General features: G+C 60.4%; 16 protein-coding genes. 15 read left to right on the forward strand and 1 reads right to left on the reverse strand.

Translation table 11 applies throughout. The features are described 5' to 3' along the window. Window positions 1-8: 8 nt before the first annotated feature. Window positions 9-1,742, forward strand: a complete 1,734-nt coding sequence (locus NLK58_RS14745) for a SulP family inorganic anion transporter (protein WP_117619180.1) — start codon at window positions 9-11, stop codon at window positions 1,740-1,742. Window positions 1,743-1,823: 81 nt separating this feature from the next. Further along, window positions 1,824-2,483, forward strand: a complete 660-nt coding sequence (locus NLK58_RS14750) for an energy-coupling factor ABC transporter permease (RefSeq protein ID WP_117619181.1) — start codon at window positions 1,824-1,826, stop codon at window positions 2,481-2,483. Between the two features lie 12 nt (window positions 2,484-2,495). On the opposite strand, the gene NLK58_RS14755 is transcribed toward NLK58_RS14750, so the two are convergent. Beyond that, window positions 2,496-4,628, reverse strand: coding sequence for an EAL domain-containing protein (locus NLK58_RS14755; protein WP_341581168.1), 2,133 nt, complete (start codon window positions 4,626-4,628; stop codon window positions 2,496-2,498). Between the two features lie 470 nt (window positions 4,629-5,098). Between NLK58_RS14755 and NLK58_RS14760 the strand changes: the two genes are divergently transcribed. From NLK58_RS14760 to NLK58_RS14820, 13 genes are read left to right on the forward strand one after another with little or no spacing between them, the layout of a single operon-like run. Continuing rightward, window positions 5,099-6,547 carry a YfcC family protein gene (locus tag NLK58_RS14760; RefSeq protein ID WP_341581169.1) on the forward strand — a complete coding sequence of 483 codons (1,449 nt, stop codon included), beginning with the start codon at window positions 5,099-5,101 and terminating at the stop codon, window positions 6,545-6,547. A 24-nt stretch (window positions 6,548-6,571) separates the two neighbouring features. Further along, on the forward strand, window positions 6,572-7,801 hold the full coding sequence (locus tag NLK58_RS14765; RefSeq protein ID WP_341581170.1) for an arginine deiminase: 1,230 nt from the start codon (window positions 6,572-6,574) through the stop codon (window positions 7,799-7,801). 18 nt (window positions 7,802-7,819) lie between these two features. Next, window positions 7,820-8,821, forward strand: coding sequence for an ornithine carbamoyltransferase (locus NLK58_RS14770; protein ID WP_117619185.1), 1,002 nt, complete (start codon window positions 7,820-7,822; stop codon window positions 8,819-8,821). Window position 8,822: 1 nt separating this feature from the next. Continuing rightward, window positions 8,823-9,731: a carbamate kinase gene (gene arcC, locus NLK58_RS14775; RefSeq protein WP_341581171.1), complete on the forward strand. Its 909-nt coding sequence runs from the start codon at window positions 8,823-8,825 to the stop codon at window positions 9,729-9,731. Between the two features lie 12 nt (window positions 9,732-9,743). Next, window positions 9,744-11,132 (forward strand): F0F1 ATP synthase subunit beta, encoded by a 1,389-nt coding sequence (gene atpD, locus NLK58_RS14780; protein WP_117619187.1) that lies wholly within the window; start codon window positions 9,744-9,746, stop codon window positions 11,130-11,132. Beyond that, window positions 11,129-11,539: an ATPase gene (locus tag NLK58_RS14785; RefSeq protein ID WP_341581172.1), complete on the forward strand. Its 411-nt coding sequence runs from the start codon at window positions 11,129-11,131 to the stop codon at window positions 11,537-11,539. Before atpD ends, NLK58_RS14785 begins: the two co-directional genes overlap by 4 nt. After that, window positions 11,536-11,844: an AtpZ/AtpI family protein gene (locus tag NLK58_RS14790; RefSeq protein WP_117619189.1), complete on the forward strand. Its 309-nt coding sequence runs from the start codon at window positions 11,536-11,538 to the stop codon at window positions 11,842-11,844. Before NLK58_RS14785 ends, NLK58_RS14790 begins: the two co-directional genes overlap by 4 nt. After that, window positions 11,831-12,127 (forward strand): ATP synthase subunit I, encoded by a 297-nt coding sequence (locus NLK58_RS14795; RefSeq protein WP_205422207.1) that lies wholly within the window; start codon window positions 11,831-11,833, stop codon window positions 12,125-12,127. Before NLK58_RS14790 ends, NLK58_RS14795 begins: the two co-directional genes overlap by 14 nt. Continuing rightward, entirely contained in the window at window positions 12,127-12,822 is a 696-nt protein-coding gene (locus tag NLK58_RS14800) for a F0F1 ATP synthase subunit A (protein WP_341581173.1), read from the forward strand. The genes NLK58_RS14795 and NLK58_RS14800 overlap by 1 nt, the downstream gene beginning before the upstream one ends. After that, window positions 12,819-13,106, forward strand: coding sequence for a F0F1 ATP synthase subunit C (locus NLK58_RS14805; protein ID WP_117619192.1), 288 nt, complete (start codon window positions 12,819-12,821; stop codon window positions 13,104-13,106). Before NLK58_RS14800 ends, NLK58_RS14805 begins: the two co-directional genes overlap by 4 nt. A 3-nt stretch (window positions 13,107-13,109) precedes the next feature. Further along, on the forward strand, window positions 13,110-13,877 hold the full coding sequence (locus tag NLK58_RS14810) for a F0F1 ATP synthase subunit B (protein WP_117619193.1): 768 nt from the start codon (window positions 13,110-13,112) through the stop codon (window positions 13,875-13,877). Then, complete coding sequence (locus tag NLK58_RS14815; protein WP_341581174.1) at window positions 13,870-15,405, forward strand: F0F1 ATP synthase subunit alpha; 1,536 nt, start codon at window positions 13,870-13,872, stop codon at window positions 15,403-15,405. The genes NLK58_RS14810 and NLK58_RS14815 overlap by 8 nt, the downstream gene beginning before the upstream one ends. Further along, window positions 15,389-16,279, forward strand: coding sequence for a F0F1 ATP synthase subunit gamma (locus NLK58_RS14820; protein WP_117619194.1), 891 nt, complete (start codon window positions 15,389-15,391; stop codon window positions 16,277-16,279). Before NLK58_RS14815 ends, NLK58_RS14820 begins: the two co-directional genes overlap by 17 nt. Window positions 16,280-16,314 lie beyond the last annotated feature (35 nt).

The raw sequence follows: 16,314 nt of genomic DNA on the forward strand, positions 1-16,314 counted from the left end.
GATTCACGATGAATCTTAAACGCTATCTGCCCATTCTTGACTGGGCGCCACAGTACAGGCGCAATCAGGCCACCAGTGATCTGGTGGCCGCGGTTATCGTGACCGTGATGCTGATTCCCCAGTCCCTGGCTTACGCCTTGCTGGCAGGCCTGCCCGCCCAGGTGGGGCTGTACGCCAGTATCCTGCCGCTGGTGATCTATGCCGTGTTCGGTACCAGCCGCACCTTGTCCGTAGGACCGGTGGCGGTGGCTTCCCTGATGACCGCGGCCGCGCTGGCGCCGCTGGCGGAAGCGGGTACTCCGGAATACGTTTCCGGAGCGATTCTGCTGGCGGTCATGTCAGGCCTGATGCTGACCCTAATGGGTATTTTCAGGCTTGGCTTCCTCGCCAATTTCCTCAGTCACCCGGTCATTTCCGGCTTTATTACCGCCTCCGGTATTGTCATTGCGGCCAGCCAGCTCAAGCATATTTTCGGGATTCAGGCCTCCGGCCACAACCTGTTGGCGATTGGCCAGTCCCTGATCCGGTCGATCGGCGATACCAATCCGGCGACCCTGGCCGTTGGCATCGGCGCGCTGCTGTTTCTGGTGCTGGCACGCAAGCGCCTGAAGCCGCTTCTGATGGCTGTGGGGCTGGCGCCGGGAAGGGCGGATATCCTGACCAAAACCGCTCCCATTCTGGCGGTTCTGGCCACCACCCTGGTGGCCTGGCAGTTCCAGCTTGATGCCCGGGGTGTGCGCCTGGTGGGCGATGTTCCCCGGGGATTGCCGGAGCTGGCTTTGCCCAGTCTGGATATGGGGCTGTGGCAGCAACTGGCGGTTAGCGCCCTGCTGATCAGCGTGGTCGGTTTCGTGGAATCGGTATCCGTCGGCCAGACTCTGGCCGCCAAGCGGCGCCAGCGAATCGATCCGGACCAGGAACTGATTGGCCTGGGTACCGCCAACCTGGGCGCCGGCTTTTCCGGCGGTATGCCGGTAACCGGCGGTTTCTCCCGCTCGGTGGTCAACTTTGATGCCGGTGCCGAAACGCCGGCCGCGGGCGCCTATGCGGCGGTGGGCATTGCCCTGGCAACGCTGTTCCTGACGCCGGCGATTGCGTATCTGCCCCAGGCGACTCTGGCGGCAACCATCATTGTTGCCGTCGCCACCCTGATCGACTTTCCGGCCCTGGGCCGCACCTGGCGTTATTCCCGGACGGATTTCGGTGCCATGCTCGCCACTATCGTGCTGACACTGGTGCACAGTGTGGAGGCGGGCCTCATCGCGGGTGTGGCCTTGTCCATCGGGCTGTTCCTGTATCGTACCAGCCGTCCTCACAGCGCGGTGGTTGGCCGGGTGCCCGGCACTGAGCACTTCCGCAATGTGCTCCGCCACGACGTGGAGCTGTGCCCCAAGGTCACCTTCCTGAGAGTGGATGAAAGCCTCTACTTCGCCAACGCCCGTTTCCTCGAGGAAACCGTGATGGATCTGTTGACCCGGGAACCGGAACTGAAAGACCTGGTGCTGGTGTGTCCGGCGGTCAACCTGGTGGATGCCTCTGCGCTGGAAAGCCTTGAAACTATCAACGAGCGCCTGAAGGATGCCGGGGTCCGGTTGCATCTTTCCGAGGTGAAAGGGCCGGTGATGGACAGGCTGAAGGGTACGGAACTGCTTTCCCACCTGGGCGGCGAGGTGTATTTGAGCACCTACGAAGCCTGGCAGCGCCTGACCGACCCTGGCAAGCTCGAAAAACAGGTCGCCTGATTAATCAGGATCCGCTTGCGCCGGGGGTGGGGCCGGCCGTTATGATGTCATTCCCGACCTGGTTTCTGCGGTATTTTCGCTATGGGCATGACTGAAAACCTGCTATCGACCAGCCAGTGGATCACCACCCTTCTGCTTTTCCTGGTCATTCTGGTCCGGGCAGTGCGTTCGATTGACTGGCAGGCGTTCCGAAAGGATAGCGCACTCCAGCATTCGTTTTTCGGGGCAGCCGTGGTGCTGGGGTTTGTCTGGCAGTTGCGGGCGGGGATTTCTCCGGGCCTGGCCATCCATATTTTCGGTATCACAGCTTTAACGTTGATGCTGGGTTGGGCTCTGGCGGTTCTTTCGGGGCTGCTGGCCCTGGTGATTACCGTGATTACCGGCCGCGAGCCGTTGCTGATGTTTGCCGCCAACGGCCTGGTTACGGTGATGGCGCCGGCACTTGTCAGTCACTGGATCATGCTCTGGGAGCGTCGGCGGGATTTCCGGAATTTTTTCGCCTACATCTTTTTCTGCGGCTTTTTCGGCGCGGGCATTTCGGTGGCCGCTGCCGGCACCGTCATGTGCCTGATGCTATGGACCAGCGGCGTCTATACCTTTGATGAGCTGGTGCATGAATACCTGCGCTATCTGCCTCTGTTCATGATTCCGGAGGGCTTTGTGAATGGCACCCTGGTGACCGGGCTGATGGTGTTTCACCCGGACCGGCTGACAACACTCGATCAGAGGCGTTACCGATAAGCCCATCCCGGCTCAGAGGCCTTCGCCGGAAGCCAGAACCGGATTGAACGCATCCCCGTGTTTGCCAGACGCCACCCGTTCCTGCCACTGGCGTGCCCAGTCCAGAACCTCCCCTGCGGGCATCGGGCGGGCGATACCATAACCCTGAACAAAGTTACAGCCCATCTGCCGCAGCGCCCGGGCGTGTTCCGCGGTTTCCACCCCTTCAGCGAGTACCGGGTGGGCAAACCGCTGGGCCAGGAAGATCACGCTCTCCACAATGGCGCGGTCGCTGGCATCCTCGAGCATGTTCCGCACGAAACTCTGGTCAATCTTGATGATGTCCACCGGCAGCGTGCGCAGGTAGGTGAGCGATGAAAATCCCGTGCCGAAGTCATCCAGGGCCACCTGCAGGCCGAGTTTCCGGCACCGAGTGAGGACATTGCTGGCTCGTTTGGTATCCTCAAGGGCCGTTGTTTCCAGTACTTCCAGGGTAATCTGCGCCGGATCGAGATCAGGGTGGCTGTGAAGGTAGCTTTTCAGATAGTCGATAAAGCTTCTGTCCATCAGGTGTGGTGCGCTGATGTTGATACTGACGGCGAGGTTCTCGCCGGCTTCCCTCCAGACGTTCATCCGGTAAATGGCCTCTTTCAGCACCCACTGGCCCAGGGGAGCCTCCAGGTGGCTGTTTTCCATAACGGGCAGAAACTCACCCGGAGAAACCAGGCCCTTTTCCGGGTGGTTCCAGCGGATCAGCGCCTCGAAGCCAAGCAACTGGCAGTCGGTAACCTGGACCTGGGGCTGGAAAAAGAGCTCGAATTCCTCATTTTCGAGCGCCCGGCTGATTTCCATCAGCTGGTTGCGACGGTTCCGGCGATGCTCATCCAGGCCGGGGTCGAAGAAGTGATACTGGTTACGGCCCTTTTCTTTTGCTGAATACATGGCCTGGTCGGCGTGGCGGATCAGACCTTCGGCGTCTGCCTCGTCTTCCGGGTAGCGGGCAATGCCCAGGCTTGCTGTCAGGGCAACGCTCTGGTCGCCCACCGGAACGGGCTTGCCAACGGTGGCAAGAATGCGCTGATAGACCGCGTCGTGGTTGTCGTCGCCCTGCAGCAGCAGAACAAATTCGTCGCCGCCGATCCTGGCCACGGTGTCGCCACTGCGCAATGCCCGGGTCAGTCGCTCGGAAAGGGTTCGCAGCGTCTGGTCGCCGGCTGCTAGTCCCAGGCGGTCGTTGATGGCCTTGAACCCGTCCAGGTCGAGATAGCAGACCGACAGGCTGCGGCCTTGCCGGTCAGCGTGATCCCGGGCGGTGCGCAGCCGCGCCTCAAGCAGCTGGCGATTCGGCAAGCCGGTCAGGTCATCGTAGTTGGCCGCCCGCTCCAGTTCCCTGGCGTGGTTCTTGATTGCGGTGATATCTGAAAACGCCGCAACATGGTAGTGCTGGGCGGGTTCGTCCAGGTGTACGCGGCTGATGGCGAGCAGCTCAATGTATTCTTCGCCGTTTTTCCGGCGATTCCAGATTTCACCACACCAGTGGCCGGTTTGCTCGATGGATCGCCACATGGACTGGTAGTAGCCCGCCGAATGGCGCCCGGAACTGAGAATGGCGGGGTTGAGCCCCAGAACCTCGTTGCGGCTGTAGCCCGTGATCCGGGAAAACGCGGGATTCACATCCAGAATCTGGTTCGACTGATCGGTAATCAGAATGGCTTCGTGGCTGTGGTCAAAAACGCTGGCGGCAATACGCAGGCTGCGTTCACTGTGTTTGCGGTCTGAAATGTTGTTGTGGATAGCGATAAAGCCCTGGCCAACGTCCTGATCGGCACTGATCGGAACACAATAGGTATGCACCCAGTAGGGCGAGCCGGCCTTGGTGTAGTGGAGGATATCCTCTTCAATAACTTCCGCCTGCTGGAGCTTCTGGCTGATGCGTTTCGCGGTCTCCGGGTTCGTGCCGGGCCCGTACAACACGTCTCCCGGGAAGCGCCCCTTAACCTCATGAAGGCGGTAACCCGTGTGCTTTTCAAAGCTGGGATTGACCCACTCGATACGCCCCGCGTTGTCCAGCATGACCAGAAAGTTGGGCGTTACCGAGGCAATCAGGGCGAGCCGACCGGGGTCGATGTCTGAGGGCGGATTGATCGCAGTCGGGCGTCTGGCCATAAGAGCGGATTCCGGTTTCTGGGCTGGTAAATGTTACGAACTCCCTTGCCTTTGAGACACTTTTGTAAGTGTAGCAGTTGAGCAAACATTCAACGTCCATAGTTTAGGCAACGGGTCGGGGTATGGGGCTGGCTGTGTCTGGATTCTCCAATCAGGGTCCAATAGGGCAGGATAGGATGCCGGAACGGCGCTGGAAAACTATTGGTTGTTGGTCGAAGGGAATTGATGGGTGTCAGTTTTTTGCCAGATTGTTGTCGGTGTTCACGGTTGCCAGCTGGGCCACCGGGGCTTTTCGGGGTCTGTTAAAAATTTGCTCTACCTCAACTTCAGATATGACTTGATGAACTATGCTGTTGCCATGCAGATCTGAACCAGTGGCGCGCAGCCACGTGAGGATGTGTTCAGCCCCTCCCCGAGGTTCCCGGAAAGGAGCTGTCTGCACAATGCGATTAAGGACAGGAGACCGCATCGTGACTGAAGACGAAACGCCGCCCGAAAATGCCGAAAACGATCTTGCTTCGCGATTCCCCACAGCTTACACCATTCTGTTCTGTCTGATTGCCCTGGTCGCTGCTCTGACCTGGATTATCCCGGCAGGGCAATATGAACGGGCGATGAATGAAGAGGTCGGGCGAGAGGTTGCTGTGCCTGGCACCTACCAAACGGTGGACCCCAACCCCCAGGGCTTTGTTGATGTCATGCTGGCACCGACTGCCGGGTTCTACGATCCCGACAGTTACGCGGCCAACGCCATTGATGTTGCCCTGTTCGTGCTGTTTCTCGGGGGCTTTCTCGGGGTGATGAATGCAACCGGTGCCATAGATACCGGCATTCGCAGCGCCATGCGACACCTGGAAGGCCATGAAATCTGGATGATTCCTATCCTGATGACCCTGTTTGCCCTGGGTGGCACCACCTACGGGATGGCCGAGGAAACCCTGGCCTTCTACGCGATTCTGGTTCCCGTCATACTCGCGGCCGGCTACGACGCAGTGACCGGTGTTGCCATTATCCTGGTCGGTGCCGGGGTTGGCGTGCTTGGCTCCACCATCAATCCCTTCGCCACCGTGATCGCCGCCAATGCAGCCGGCATACCGTTTACCGACGGCATCGTGCTGCGTTTCATTCTGCTGATCGGTGGCCTGCTGATCTGCATTGCCTATGTCATGCGGTATGCCCACCGGGTCAAGGCAGACCCGTCACGTTCGGTGGTGTCAAAGCAGTGGGCAGCCCACCGTAAGCTGTTCCTGCAGGGGCATGATGAAGAGATTCACAGCGCAAGCCTCACCACCATTCAGATCATTTCCCTGATTATCTTCGGGCTGACCTTTGCGGTGATGATCTGGGGCGTGTCCTCCCAGGGTTGGTGGATGGCACGAATGGGGGCCCTGTTCTTCGGCGCCGCGATTGTGATTGGCCTTATTGCCCGCCTGGGCGAAAAGAAACTGACCGGCAGCTTTGTGGATGGCGCCCGGGATCTTCTAGGTGTCGCCCTGGTGGTCGGCCTTGCCCGTGGCATCGTGGTGATCATGGAGCAGGGCATGATCGCCGACACCATTCTGCACAGCGCGGAAACCTCGCTGGGTGGTCTGCCGGAGCTGGCTTTTATCAACCTCATGTTCTGGATCGAGGTAGGCATGAGCTTCTTTGTGCCTTCGTCCTCGGGGCTAGCCGTCCTGTCCATGCCAATTCTGGCACCGCTGGCGGACTTCGCGAATGTGGGGCGGGATCTGGTGGTTACCGCCTACCAGTCTGCCAACGGTCTGGTAAACCTGATCAATCCCACCTTCGCGGTTGTGGTTGGCGGTCTCGCCATCGGCCGGGTCTCCTACGATCGCTGGATCGCCTTTATCTGGCCCTTGCTGCTCATTCTGACTGTGTTTATCAGCGTGATAATCAGCATCGGCACCATGCTGTGAATTTTCTGAAAAAGGAGTTTCGCCATGTCTGAACCAAGCCTTGGAGTGCATTCTGAAACAGGAACCCTGCGACAGGTCGTTGTCTGCCGACCTGGCCTGGCCCACCGGCGGTTGACGCCGTCGAACTGCGATGCCCTGCTGTTTGACGATGTGTTCTGGGTAAAGCAGGCACAGAAAGACCACGATGTGTTTGCCAGTGTCATCCGGAGCCGGGGTGCGGAGGTCCTGGATGTCAACGAGCTGTTGGCGGAAACCCTGGATATTGCTGAAGGCCGGGCCTGGGTGCTGGACCACCGGATCAACTGGAACCACATTGGTGTCGGCATGGTGTCGGACCTGCGGGCCTGGATGGACGAGCTGCCCGGAAAAGCCCTGGCCGATTTCCTGATTGGCGGCCTGGAGGTGGCGGATCTGCCCTTTGATCCGGTGGGGCTTTTTGGTAACCATCTCGGACGTCTGGGATTCGTGCTGCCTCCGCTGCCCAATTTCCTGTTCACCCGGGACAACAGTGCCTGGATCTATGGTGGCGTGACCCTGAACCCGATGTACTGGTCCGCCCGCCGGCCCGAAACCCTTCTGATGGCAGCTATCTATAAGTTTCATCCAAGGTTCGCGGGCAAGGTAGAGGTGCATTGGGGCGATCCTCTGGCGGACCATGGCCTGGCCACTCTGGAGGGCGGGGACGTCATGCCGGTGGGCAATCGTACAGTGTTGGTCGGGATGGGCGAGAGGTCCTCGCCACAGGCCATTGGCCAGCTGTCAAAAGCACTGTTTGACGGTGGCATGGTGGATCGGGTTGTTGCCTGCCAGTTGCCGAAAGCCCGTTCAGCGATGCATCTGGATACCGTATTTACGTTTTGTGGCGGCAACGTGGTCACTGCCTTCAAGGAGGTGGCCGATGCCGTGATCTGCTTTGACCTGAGGCCGGGCGAGGGCGCAAAAACGCTGTCCTTCCGGCAGGAATCGCGACACTTGTTCGAGGTGGTTGCGGAGATTCTCGGGTACCCGGCCCTGGAGGTTGTGCCCACGGGTGGCGACAGTCCGGAAGAGCGGGAGCGTGAACAATGGAACGACGGTAACAACGTGCTGGCGCTGAGCCCTGGCGTGGTTGTCGGTTATGACCGAAATGACGATACCAATGCCGCCCTGTCCGCGGCGGGCATCGAGGTCCTGGCAATACCCGGTGCCGAGCTGGGCCGGGGCCGCGGCGGTGGCCGCTGCATGAGTTGCCCAACCATCAGGGATGCTGTCTGACAGCGAAGGAGACGTGTAATGGCTTTTAACCTCAAGAACCGGCATTTTCTGACCCTGCGCGATTACACCCCGCGCGAAATCAGTTTCCTGCTCAAGCTGGCGGCGGATCTGAAAACCGCCAAGTATGCCGGCACCGAGGTGCCACGGCTGCAGGGCAAGGACATCGCGCTGATCTTCGAGAAAAACTCCACGCGAACCCGGGTCGGGTTCGAAGTTGCCGCCTTCGACCAGGGTGCTCGGGTGACCTACCTGGGGCCGACCGGTACCCACATAGGGCACAAGGAATCGGTCAAGGATACCGCCCGGGTGCTGGGCCGGGTCTACGATGCCATCGAGTACCGGGGCTTCGGGCAGACCATTGTGGAAGAGCTGGCGCAATACGCGGGCGTGCCGGTCTACAACGGGCTGACCAACGAGTTCCATCCGACCCAGATACTGGCGGATTTCCTGACCATGCAGGAGCATGTGGAGAAGCCCCTGCGCGAAGTGGCCTATGTATTTATCGGCGATGCCGCCAACAACATGGGCGACAGCCTGCTGATCGGTGGCGCCAAGATGGGGATGGATGTGCGTTTGTGCGCCCCGCAAGCCTGCTGGCCGAAACAGGCCGTTCAGGATGAGGCGAAGGCAATCGCGGCCGAAACCGGCGCCCGGATCACCATCACCGATGACACAGACGCGGCCGTGGCCGGTGTCGACTTCGTCTATACCGATGTCTGGGTCTCCATGGGGGAACCCAGGGAGAAGTGGGCTGAGCGCATCAAGCTGCTGATGCCCTATCAGGTCAACGCCGCGCTGATGGAGAAAGCCGGCAATCCCCGCGTGCGCTTCATGCATTGCCTGCCGGCGTTCCATAACACCGAGACCACGGTGGGTAAGGAAATGCGGGACGAATTTGGCATCGACGCCATGGAAGTGACCGAGGAGGTGTTTGAAAGCCCGGCGTCCGTCGTCTTCGATCAGGCAGAAAACCGCATGCATACCATCAAGGCCGTCCTCGTGGCGACCCTGGGAGGCTGACATGCTGGTGGTCGCAGCTTTGGGTGGTAACGCCCTTCTGAAGCGCGGAGAGCCGCTGACGGCAGAGGCTCAGCGCCGTAATGTGCAGGTCGCGGCCAAATCGCTGGCACAGATTGTCCGTGCCGGACACGATCTGGTAGTGACCCACGGCAACGGTCCGCAGGTGGGGTTGCTGGCACTTCAGGGCGCGTCCTACAAGCCGGATGAGGCTTATCCGCTGGATGTTTTGGGTGCGGAAACCGAGGGCATGATCGGTTATATGATCGAACAGGAGCTGGAAAACGCCCTGGAACATGACCGTCCGGTCGCCACCTTACTGACACAGGTGGTGGTGGACCCGAAAGATCCCGCCTTTGCGAAACCGGCCAAGTTTGTCGGGCCGGTGTACGAACGCGCTGAGGCCGAGCGCCGGGCAGCAGGCGCGGGCTGGAGTATTGCGCCGGACGGTGACAAGTGGCGACGGGTGGTGCCCTCCCCCAAACCCCTGGAAATACCGGATTTGCGAGTGTTGCAACTGTTGCTGGAGCAGGGTGTGGTCGTGGTCTGCACCGGTGGTGGCGGAATACCGGTGCTGCGCCGGGAAGACGGCAGTCTGGTGGGCATTGAAGCGGTCATCGACAAGGACGCCGCCAGCGCGCTGCTGGCCAGACAACTGGGCGCGGATGCGCTGCTCCTGCTGACCGATGTTGATGCCGTCTACCGGGATTTTGGCACCGATCAGTCGACGCCGGTTTCCACACTGACGGTGGCCGAGGCGCGAGCACTGGATATGCCCGCCGGCTCGATGGGGCCGAAGCTGGCCGCCGCCTGTGAATTTGCGGAAGCCGGCGGATTCAGCGGCATCGGCCGGCTGCGGGATGCCATTGCCATACTTCAGGGGGCGGCAGGCACTCGTGTGTCTGCCGGGTAACAGGTTCCTGTTATGAGTCAGGATACGCTGGACGCGTCGCCGGGGCCTGGCACCGGCATCATCGTTGGTATCAGGGGGGGTGTTGTGAGTGTCCGGTTTCCTGAGCCGGTACCCCACATTCGCGAGCTCCTGTACGCTGGCAAGATTGCCCTCGAGGTGGCCGCACTTGAGGACAAGGGCGTGGTCCGTTGCATGGCATTGGCCCCGGTGAAGGGGCTGGGCTTGGGGATGCCGGTTCGGGCGACCGGTTCGTCGATCACCGTGCCGGTGGGTGATGCCATACTGGGGCGTATGCTCAACGTATTTGGTGCGCCTGTGGATAACAAACCGGTCCCGGCTACCAGTGAGCGCCGCGCTATCCATCAGCTCCCGCCGTTGCTGGAAGACCGTGTGGTCCGAAGCCAGATTCTGGAAACCGGCATCAAGGCCATTGATCTGCTGTCTCCCATTGAGCGGGGTGGAAAAACCGGCCTGTTCGGTGGCGCCGGGGTGGGAAAGACGGTTCTGATTACCGAACTGATCCATAACACGGTTCAGCAACACAAGGGCGTCAGCCTGTTTTGCGGTATTGGCGAACGGTCCCGGGAGGCGGAAGAGCTTTACCGGGAAATGGGCGAGGCCGGTGTACTTGATAACACCGTCATGCTGTTCGGGCAAATGAACGAGGCTCCGGGTGTCCGGTTCCTGATCGGCAAGACCGCGCTGACCATGGCGGAATATTTCCGCGACGAACAGCACCGGGATGTGCTGTTGCTGATCGACAACATTTTCCGCTTTGTCCAGGCGGGCTCGGAAGTGTCCGGGCTACTGGGGCGGATGCCTTCGCGGGTTGGCTATCAGCCGACACTGGCGACCGAGCTGGCCGAGCTGGAGGAGAGAATCACCTCAACGCGCAGCGCCGCAATCACGTCGGTTCAGGCCGTTTACGTGCCGGCCGACGATTTCACCGACCCTGCTGCCGCCCATATTTTCTCCCATTTGTCCGGTTCCGTGGTGCTGTCACGAAAACGTGCGAGCGAAGGTTTGTACCCGGCGATAGATCCCCTGGCATCGTCCTCGGTCATGCTTACGCCCTCTGTGGTCGGGCAGCGACATTACGATATTGCCCGGGCGGTGCGCCGAACCCTGGCTGAATACGAGGAACTGCGGGATATCATCGCCATGCTGGGCATTGAGGAGCTGTCGGCGGCGGACCGGTCAACCGTTGCCCGTGCCCGCCGGCTGGAAAGATTCCTGACCCAGCCGTTTTTTACCACCGCGGCCTTTACCGGTGCCGAAGGCAAGCGTGTGACCATCGCTGAGACACTTGATGGCTGTGAAACCATTCTGGAGCAGACTGAGTTCGGGCAGAGCGAAAGTGAGTACTACATGATTGGCGCATTGCCGGAGGTGGTGGCATGACAATGGCGACGGAGATGGAGGTGTGCCTCAGGCTGCCGACCCGGGTTCTCTATCAGGGCATGGCCTGCAAGCTGTTCGCCGTGGCGGAAAACGGAGCCTTCGGGCTATTGCCCAATCACATTGATTTCGTCACCGCGCTGGAACCGTCGGTGTTGATTCTGACCCTGGCGGATGGCAATGAGCAGATCTTCGGCATCGACGAGGGCATTCTGGTGAAAAAAGGCCATCAGGTGGATATCGCCATCCGGCGAGGTGTCCTCGGCGAGAACCTCGACTCCCTGCAGGCAAGCGTCAAGAAGAATTTTATCGAGGTGGACGAAGACGAACGCGTGGCCCGATCCGCACTGTCCAGGCTGGAGGCCGGCATGGTGCGCCGGTTTGCCGACCTGCAGCGGCCCAAGCCATGACCCGGCGGCGCGGATCCCCGGAGGACGATATTGGCCGTCGGGCCCGACGTCTGAAAAAAACCAGGGATAACCCCGGGGTCAGCCCGCTGCGCGGTTTGGGGGCCTTCGGTATGATTGGCTGGTCCATTGCCGTCCCGACCGTGGGTGGCGCTTTCCTGGGGATGTGGCTTGATCGCAACCTGCCCCAGGAATTTCCGTGGGTTATTGCGCTGATTCTGGGCGGTGTCGCCCTGGGTGGTTTCATTGCCTGGGCCTGGATCAGCAGGGAAAGCAGGGAAGAGGAGGATGACAATGGTGATCATTGACTGGCCGGGCGCGCTGATGGGCTTTGGTGCCGGTGTGGTGGTGAGCATTCTGTATTTTGCGGGTCTGGCAGTGACTGTGCGTGTGGCACTGGGTGCCTCCCGTCCCAGTTCGGTGCTTCTGCCCAGCGCTCTGGTTCGGATCGGGCTGCTGCTATCCGTTGGTTGGCTGGTGACTGCCGGTGTAACCCTGCCTTGGGCCTTTGCCGGTTATGGACTGGCCTTTTTCCTCGTGCGCTTGTTTGCTACCACGCTTGCCCGCCTGCCACGTCCGGAGGATATCTGATGGAACTGACACCCGATGAGACCATAGTGTTCACGATCTGGGGCATGGGCATTAACGAAACGGTCGTTAATACGTGGATCGTCATGATCATACTGACCGTTGCCTCAATTCTCATTACCCGCAATTTACGGCCGGATGTGCCACCAAACCGCTGGCGCACCGCCCTGGAAGTGATTGTGACGGTCATCCAGAGCCAGATCGAGGAAATCTCGCCGCACGCCTCGCGCCATGTGCTCTATTTTTCCGGAACGCTGTTCCTGTTCATCGCGTTGTCGAATCTGCTGCTGGTGGTGCCGGGCTTTTCCCCGCCGACTGCCTCGCTCTCCACCACCGCTGCCCTGGCGTTGTCGGTACTGATTGCTGTGCCGCTGTTCGGGATTACCCGGCAGGGCATCGGTGGCTATCTCAAAACCTACATCCAGCCATCCGTCATCATGTTGCCGTTCAATATCATCAGCGAGTTCTCGCGCGGTATCTCCCTGGCCATCCGTCTGTATGGCAACGTTATGAGCGGCGCGGTCATCGCGGGCATCCTGCTGGGTGTCGCCCCATTCTTTTTTCCCGTGGTTATGGATGTACTCGGTTTGCTGACGGGCCTGATCCAGGCCTACATATTCGCCATCCTGGCGACGGTTTATATCTCATCGGCGACAGCCACCACTGGAAAGTCCCTGAGCAAGGAGAACGACAAATGACTGACTTTGCGCTTATTGCTGCGGTCTCGATTCTGACCGCTGGCCTGTCCGTGTCTTTTGGTGCAATCGGCCCTGCTCTGGGAGAAGGCAGGGCTGCAGCCGCGGCCCTTGCCGCCATTGCCCAGCAGCCGGATTCGGCATCGACACTTTCGCGGACCCTGTTCGTCAGCCTGGCAATGATTGAGTCCACGGCAATTTACTGTTTTGTCGTGGCGATGATCGTCCTGTTTGCCAATCCCTTCTGGGATCAGGCTCTGCAGTCCGCCCAGTCGGCCGCGGGTTGAACCATGTCTGTTGACTGGGTCACGATCCTTGCCCAGGTTGGCAACTTTCTTGTGCTGGTCTGGCTGCTCAAGCGCTTTCTGTACAAGCCCATCCTGAATGGGATTGATGCCCGTGAGGCGGAGATCGCAACACGCATGGGTGAGGCGGAGGTCGCCCGGAAAAAAGCCGCCGCAGCCGAAGCCGCGTTTCTGGAACAGAAGCAGAAATTGCTGGCAGATAACTCCGTTAATGCGGAGCGGATTCGCGAGCAGGCGGAACAAGAGAAAGATGCCCTGCTGGCCGACACTCGCAAGAACCTGGAACGCGAAAAACAGGACTGGCAGTCGCATCTGGAGGCAGAGCGGGAAAGGTTCACCAGGGAGTTGCACCTGGCCAGCGCCGAAACCCTCTACCGACTGGTTCGCCGGGCACTGCATGATCTGGCGGATGAGGATCTGGAGGAACACATTGCCCTGAATGTGATCGGCAAGCTGAAACCTTTGGTACGGGAGCTTACCTCCGCTGCTGGCCGTTCGGAACAGGCCATTGCCACTACCCATACGCCGCTTCCGGAGAACACGCAGGAAAAGATCAGGGCCGCGCTGGAACGTCTGGCTCCCGGTCTTTCCTTGAGTTTTACCACGGATGCCCGTCAGGCTCCTGGTCTGATTCTGCGGATTGGCAGTGTTCAGGTGGCCTGGACAGTCGATAGTTATACCGACGAGCTGACCGGGTTATTGGCAGACCGGCTGGCCGCCGGTGGATCCGGCAGGGTAAACAATCATGGCTGAAGAACCGGCGATGACCGCAACAAAGAGGTTCATTGATACCCTGATGGACATCCCGAGTCCTTCACTGGCACTGACCGAAGTGGGCATGGTTACGGAGGTGGGTGACGGTATTGCCGTGGTGTCTGGCCTGGCGAGGGCCCTGGCGGATGAGCTGCTGGTCTTTGCCTCGGGTGTCCGGGGTGTGGTGCTTGATCTGGAGCCAGGCCGGCTGGGCGTTATCCTGCTTGGGCCCTCGGAGCGGGTGATGTTCGGGGAGGATGTCTGGCGGACTCATAAAGTGTTCAGTGTGCCGGTGGGGCCTGGCCTCATCGGCCGTGTTGTCGATGCCACCGGCGAGCCCCGGGACGGGAAAGGCAGGGTGGCCTCGACCGCGGAAAGGCCGGTGGAGGCCAGCGCCCCGGGTATACTGAGCCGTGCGCCGGTCACCCGCCCCCTCGCCACCGGCATCAAGGCGATTGATGGCGCGGTGCCCGTTGGGCTGGGCCAGCGGGAGTTGATTATCGGCGACCGGCAAACCGGAAAAACGTCCATTGCTGTCGATACCATTCTCAACCAGGCCCGTTCGAATGTTCTCAGCATTTATTGCGCGATCGGCCAGCGCGGTGACGCGGTTGCCCGTGTGATTGAAACCCTTCGGCAAAGTGGTCAGATCGCGAACACCATCGTGGTTGCTGCCGGCGATGAGGACACGCCGGGCCTCGCCTACATCGCACCGTATGCGGCGATGACCATGGCCGAATACTTTTCAAACCATGGCAGGGATGTGCTGGTTGTTCTCGACGACCTGACACACCATGCCCGTTCCTATCGCGAGCTGTCCCTGCTACTGCGTCGCCCGCCGGGTCGGGAAGCCTTCCCGGGTGACATATTCTATGTGCACGCACGACTCCTCGAACGGGCGGGACAGTTCACGCCGGAAGCTGGGGGGGGGTCCATCACCGCGCTGCCCATTGTCGAAACGCAGGCGGAAAATCTGTCCGCGTACATTCCGACCAATCTGATTTCGATTACCGATGGCCAGATCTATCTGTCGCCCCGGCTGGTGCGAAAAAACCAGTTTCCTGCGGTGGATATCGGGTTATCCGTATCGCGGGTAGGGGGCAAGGCCCAGCATCGGGCGTTCCGGGATGTGGCGGGCAACCTGCGCGTCACCCTGTCCCAGTTTGAGGAACTGGAGGATTTTGCCCGTTTTGGTACCCGCCTGGATGATAACACCCGGGCCCGCCTGAGCCGCGGGGCTGCCGTGCGTGCCGCGTTGCGTCAGCCCGAGCGGGACCCGGTTCCGGCAGTGGAACAGCTTCTGGTGCTGATGGCCGCGATGGAAGGGCTGCTCGACGGACTGTCCGAAACCGCCGTTGCCGAGGCCATGGCCAGGATGCGGGAAGGTGTCGGCGACACCCTGAAAGGCGTTGCCGGGAGCATCGGGCAAAACCGTTCTCTGGACGACGACGAAAAGGCAACCCTCCTGCGGGTGGCCCGTGAGGTGTTAAAGTTGCCTGGAGGCGATGGCCATGACCCAGACACTTGAAACCCTGTCCCGCCTCACCGCCACGCTGACCAGTATTCGCGGCATTGTTCACACCATGAAAACCATGTCCGCGATCAACGCGGTACCGTATGAGCATGCGGCGAGGTCTGTTGAGTCCTACCACCAGACGGTGCTGACCGGCATCCGGGCATTTGTTGCCAAAACCGGCCCCATTGCGATGCCTGTCGCTGCGCGGGCTGAACGGATTCTGGTGGTGTTCGGCTCTGATCATGGCCTGTGTGGCAATTACAACGAGGTGCTTGCCGCGAGGGCATTGATCGAGGCTTCCCGGAGCGAGGGCGGTACCCGGGTATTGTGCGTCGGCGCCCGCATGAATGACGCCCTCAGCGATCAGGGGCTTGGCCCGGAAGTCACCTTCCTGCCGCCGGCGTCGGCCGATGGCATCGGGCGCCTTGCCAGTGACATCGTGACCCGGCTGGACGAGATCGGGGGTGGCGACGTACATAACCGGATTGCCGTAACCCTGGTGTTCACCCGGCGGGCAGGAAAGGGGCAGCGTGAACCGGCAGTAAGCCCGTTGTTGCCCTTGCCACCCTCGCTGCTGTCGGATCCGGGCAAGGTGGGCTGGCAGTCCCGGTCCCTCCCCGACTACACGATGCAGGCGACGCCGCTGCTTGCAGCGCTGCTTCGTAACCATATCTTTGCCAGCGTTTTTCAGGCATCGGCGGAAGCAATGGTCACCGAGAACGCGGCCAGGCTTGCGTTGATGCAGCAGGCGGAACAGGCGGTTGATGAACGGCTTGAGGAGGTTGGAGGGCAATTCAGGCTGGTGCGTCAGGATGAGATTACCAATGAGCTCATGGACATCATTATCGGTTTTGAGGCACTGAAAAAGGAATCACCAGCGTTATGAGCAGCCCCCGCATGTTTTCAGGGGAGGATTGCTGA

Origin of the sequence: Marinobacter metalliresistant, assembly GCF_038098645.1 — a bacterium.
Lineage (GTDB): Bacteria > Pseudomonadota > Gammaproteobacteria > Pseudomonadales > Oleiphilaceae > Marinobacter > Marinobacter metalliresistant.

Coding starts and splice junctions, on each gene's coding strand:
- NLK58_RS14745 (WP_117619180.1), top strand. CDS start 9: ATGAATCTTAAACGCTATCTGCCCATTCTTGACTGGGCGCCACAGTAC.
- NLK58_RS14750 (WP_117619181.1), top strand. CDS start 1,824: ATGGGCATGACTGAAAACCTGCTATCGACCAGCCAGTGGATCACCACC.
- NLK58_RS14755 (WP_341581168.1), bottom strand. CDS start 4,628: ATGGCCAGACGCCCGACTGCGATCAATCCGCCCTCAGACATCGACCCC.
- NLK58_RS14765 (WP_341581170.1), top strand. CDS start 6,572: ATGTCTGAACCAAGCCTTGGAGTGCATTCTGAAACAGGAACCCTGCGA.
- NLK58_RS14770 (WP_117619185.1), top strand. CDS start 7,820: ATGGCTTTTAACCTCAAGAACCGGCATTTTCTGACCCTGCGCGATTAC.
- arcC (WP_341581171.1), top strand. CDS start 8,823: ATGCTGGTGGTCGCAGCTTTGGGTGGTAACGCCCTTCTGAAGCGCGGA.
- atpD (WP_117619187.1), top strand. CDS start 9,744: ATGAGTCAGGATACGCTGGACGCGTCGCCGGGGCCTGGCACCGGCATC.
- NLK58_RS14785 (WP_341581172.1), top strand. CDS start 11,129: ATGACAATGGCGACGGAGATGGAGGTGTGCCTCAGGCTGCCGACCCGG.
- NLK58_RS14790 (WP_117619189.1), top strand. CDS start 11,536: ATGACCCGGCGGCGCGGATCCCCGGAGGACGATATTGGCCGTCGGGCC.
- NLK58_RS14795 (WP_205422207.1), top strand. CDS start 11,831: ATGGTGATCATTGACTGGCCGGGCGCGCTGATGGGCTTTGGTGCCGGT.
- NLK58_RS14800 (WP_341581173.1), top strand. CDS start 12,127: ATGGAACTGACACCCGATGAGACCATAGTGTTCACGATCTGGGGCATG.
- NLK58_RS14805 (WP_117619192.1), top strand. CDS start 12,819: ATGACTGACTTTGCGCTTATTGCTGCGGTCTCGATTCTGACCGCTGGC.
- NLK58_RS14810 (WP_117619193.1), top strand. CDS start 13,110: ATGTCTGTTGACTGGGTCACGATCCTTGCCCAGGTTGGCAACTTTCTT.
- NLK58_RS14815 (WP_341581174.1), top strand. CDS start 13,870: ATGGCTGAAGAACCGGCGATGACCGCAACAAAGAGGTTCATTGATACC.
- NLK58_RS14820 (WP_117619194.1), top strand. CDS start 15,389: ATGACCCAGACACTTGAAACCCTGTCCCGCCTCACCGCCACGCTGACC.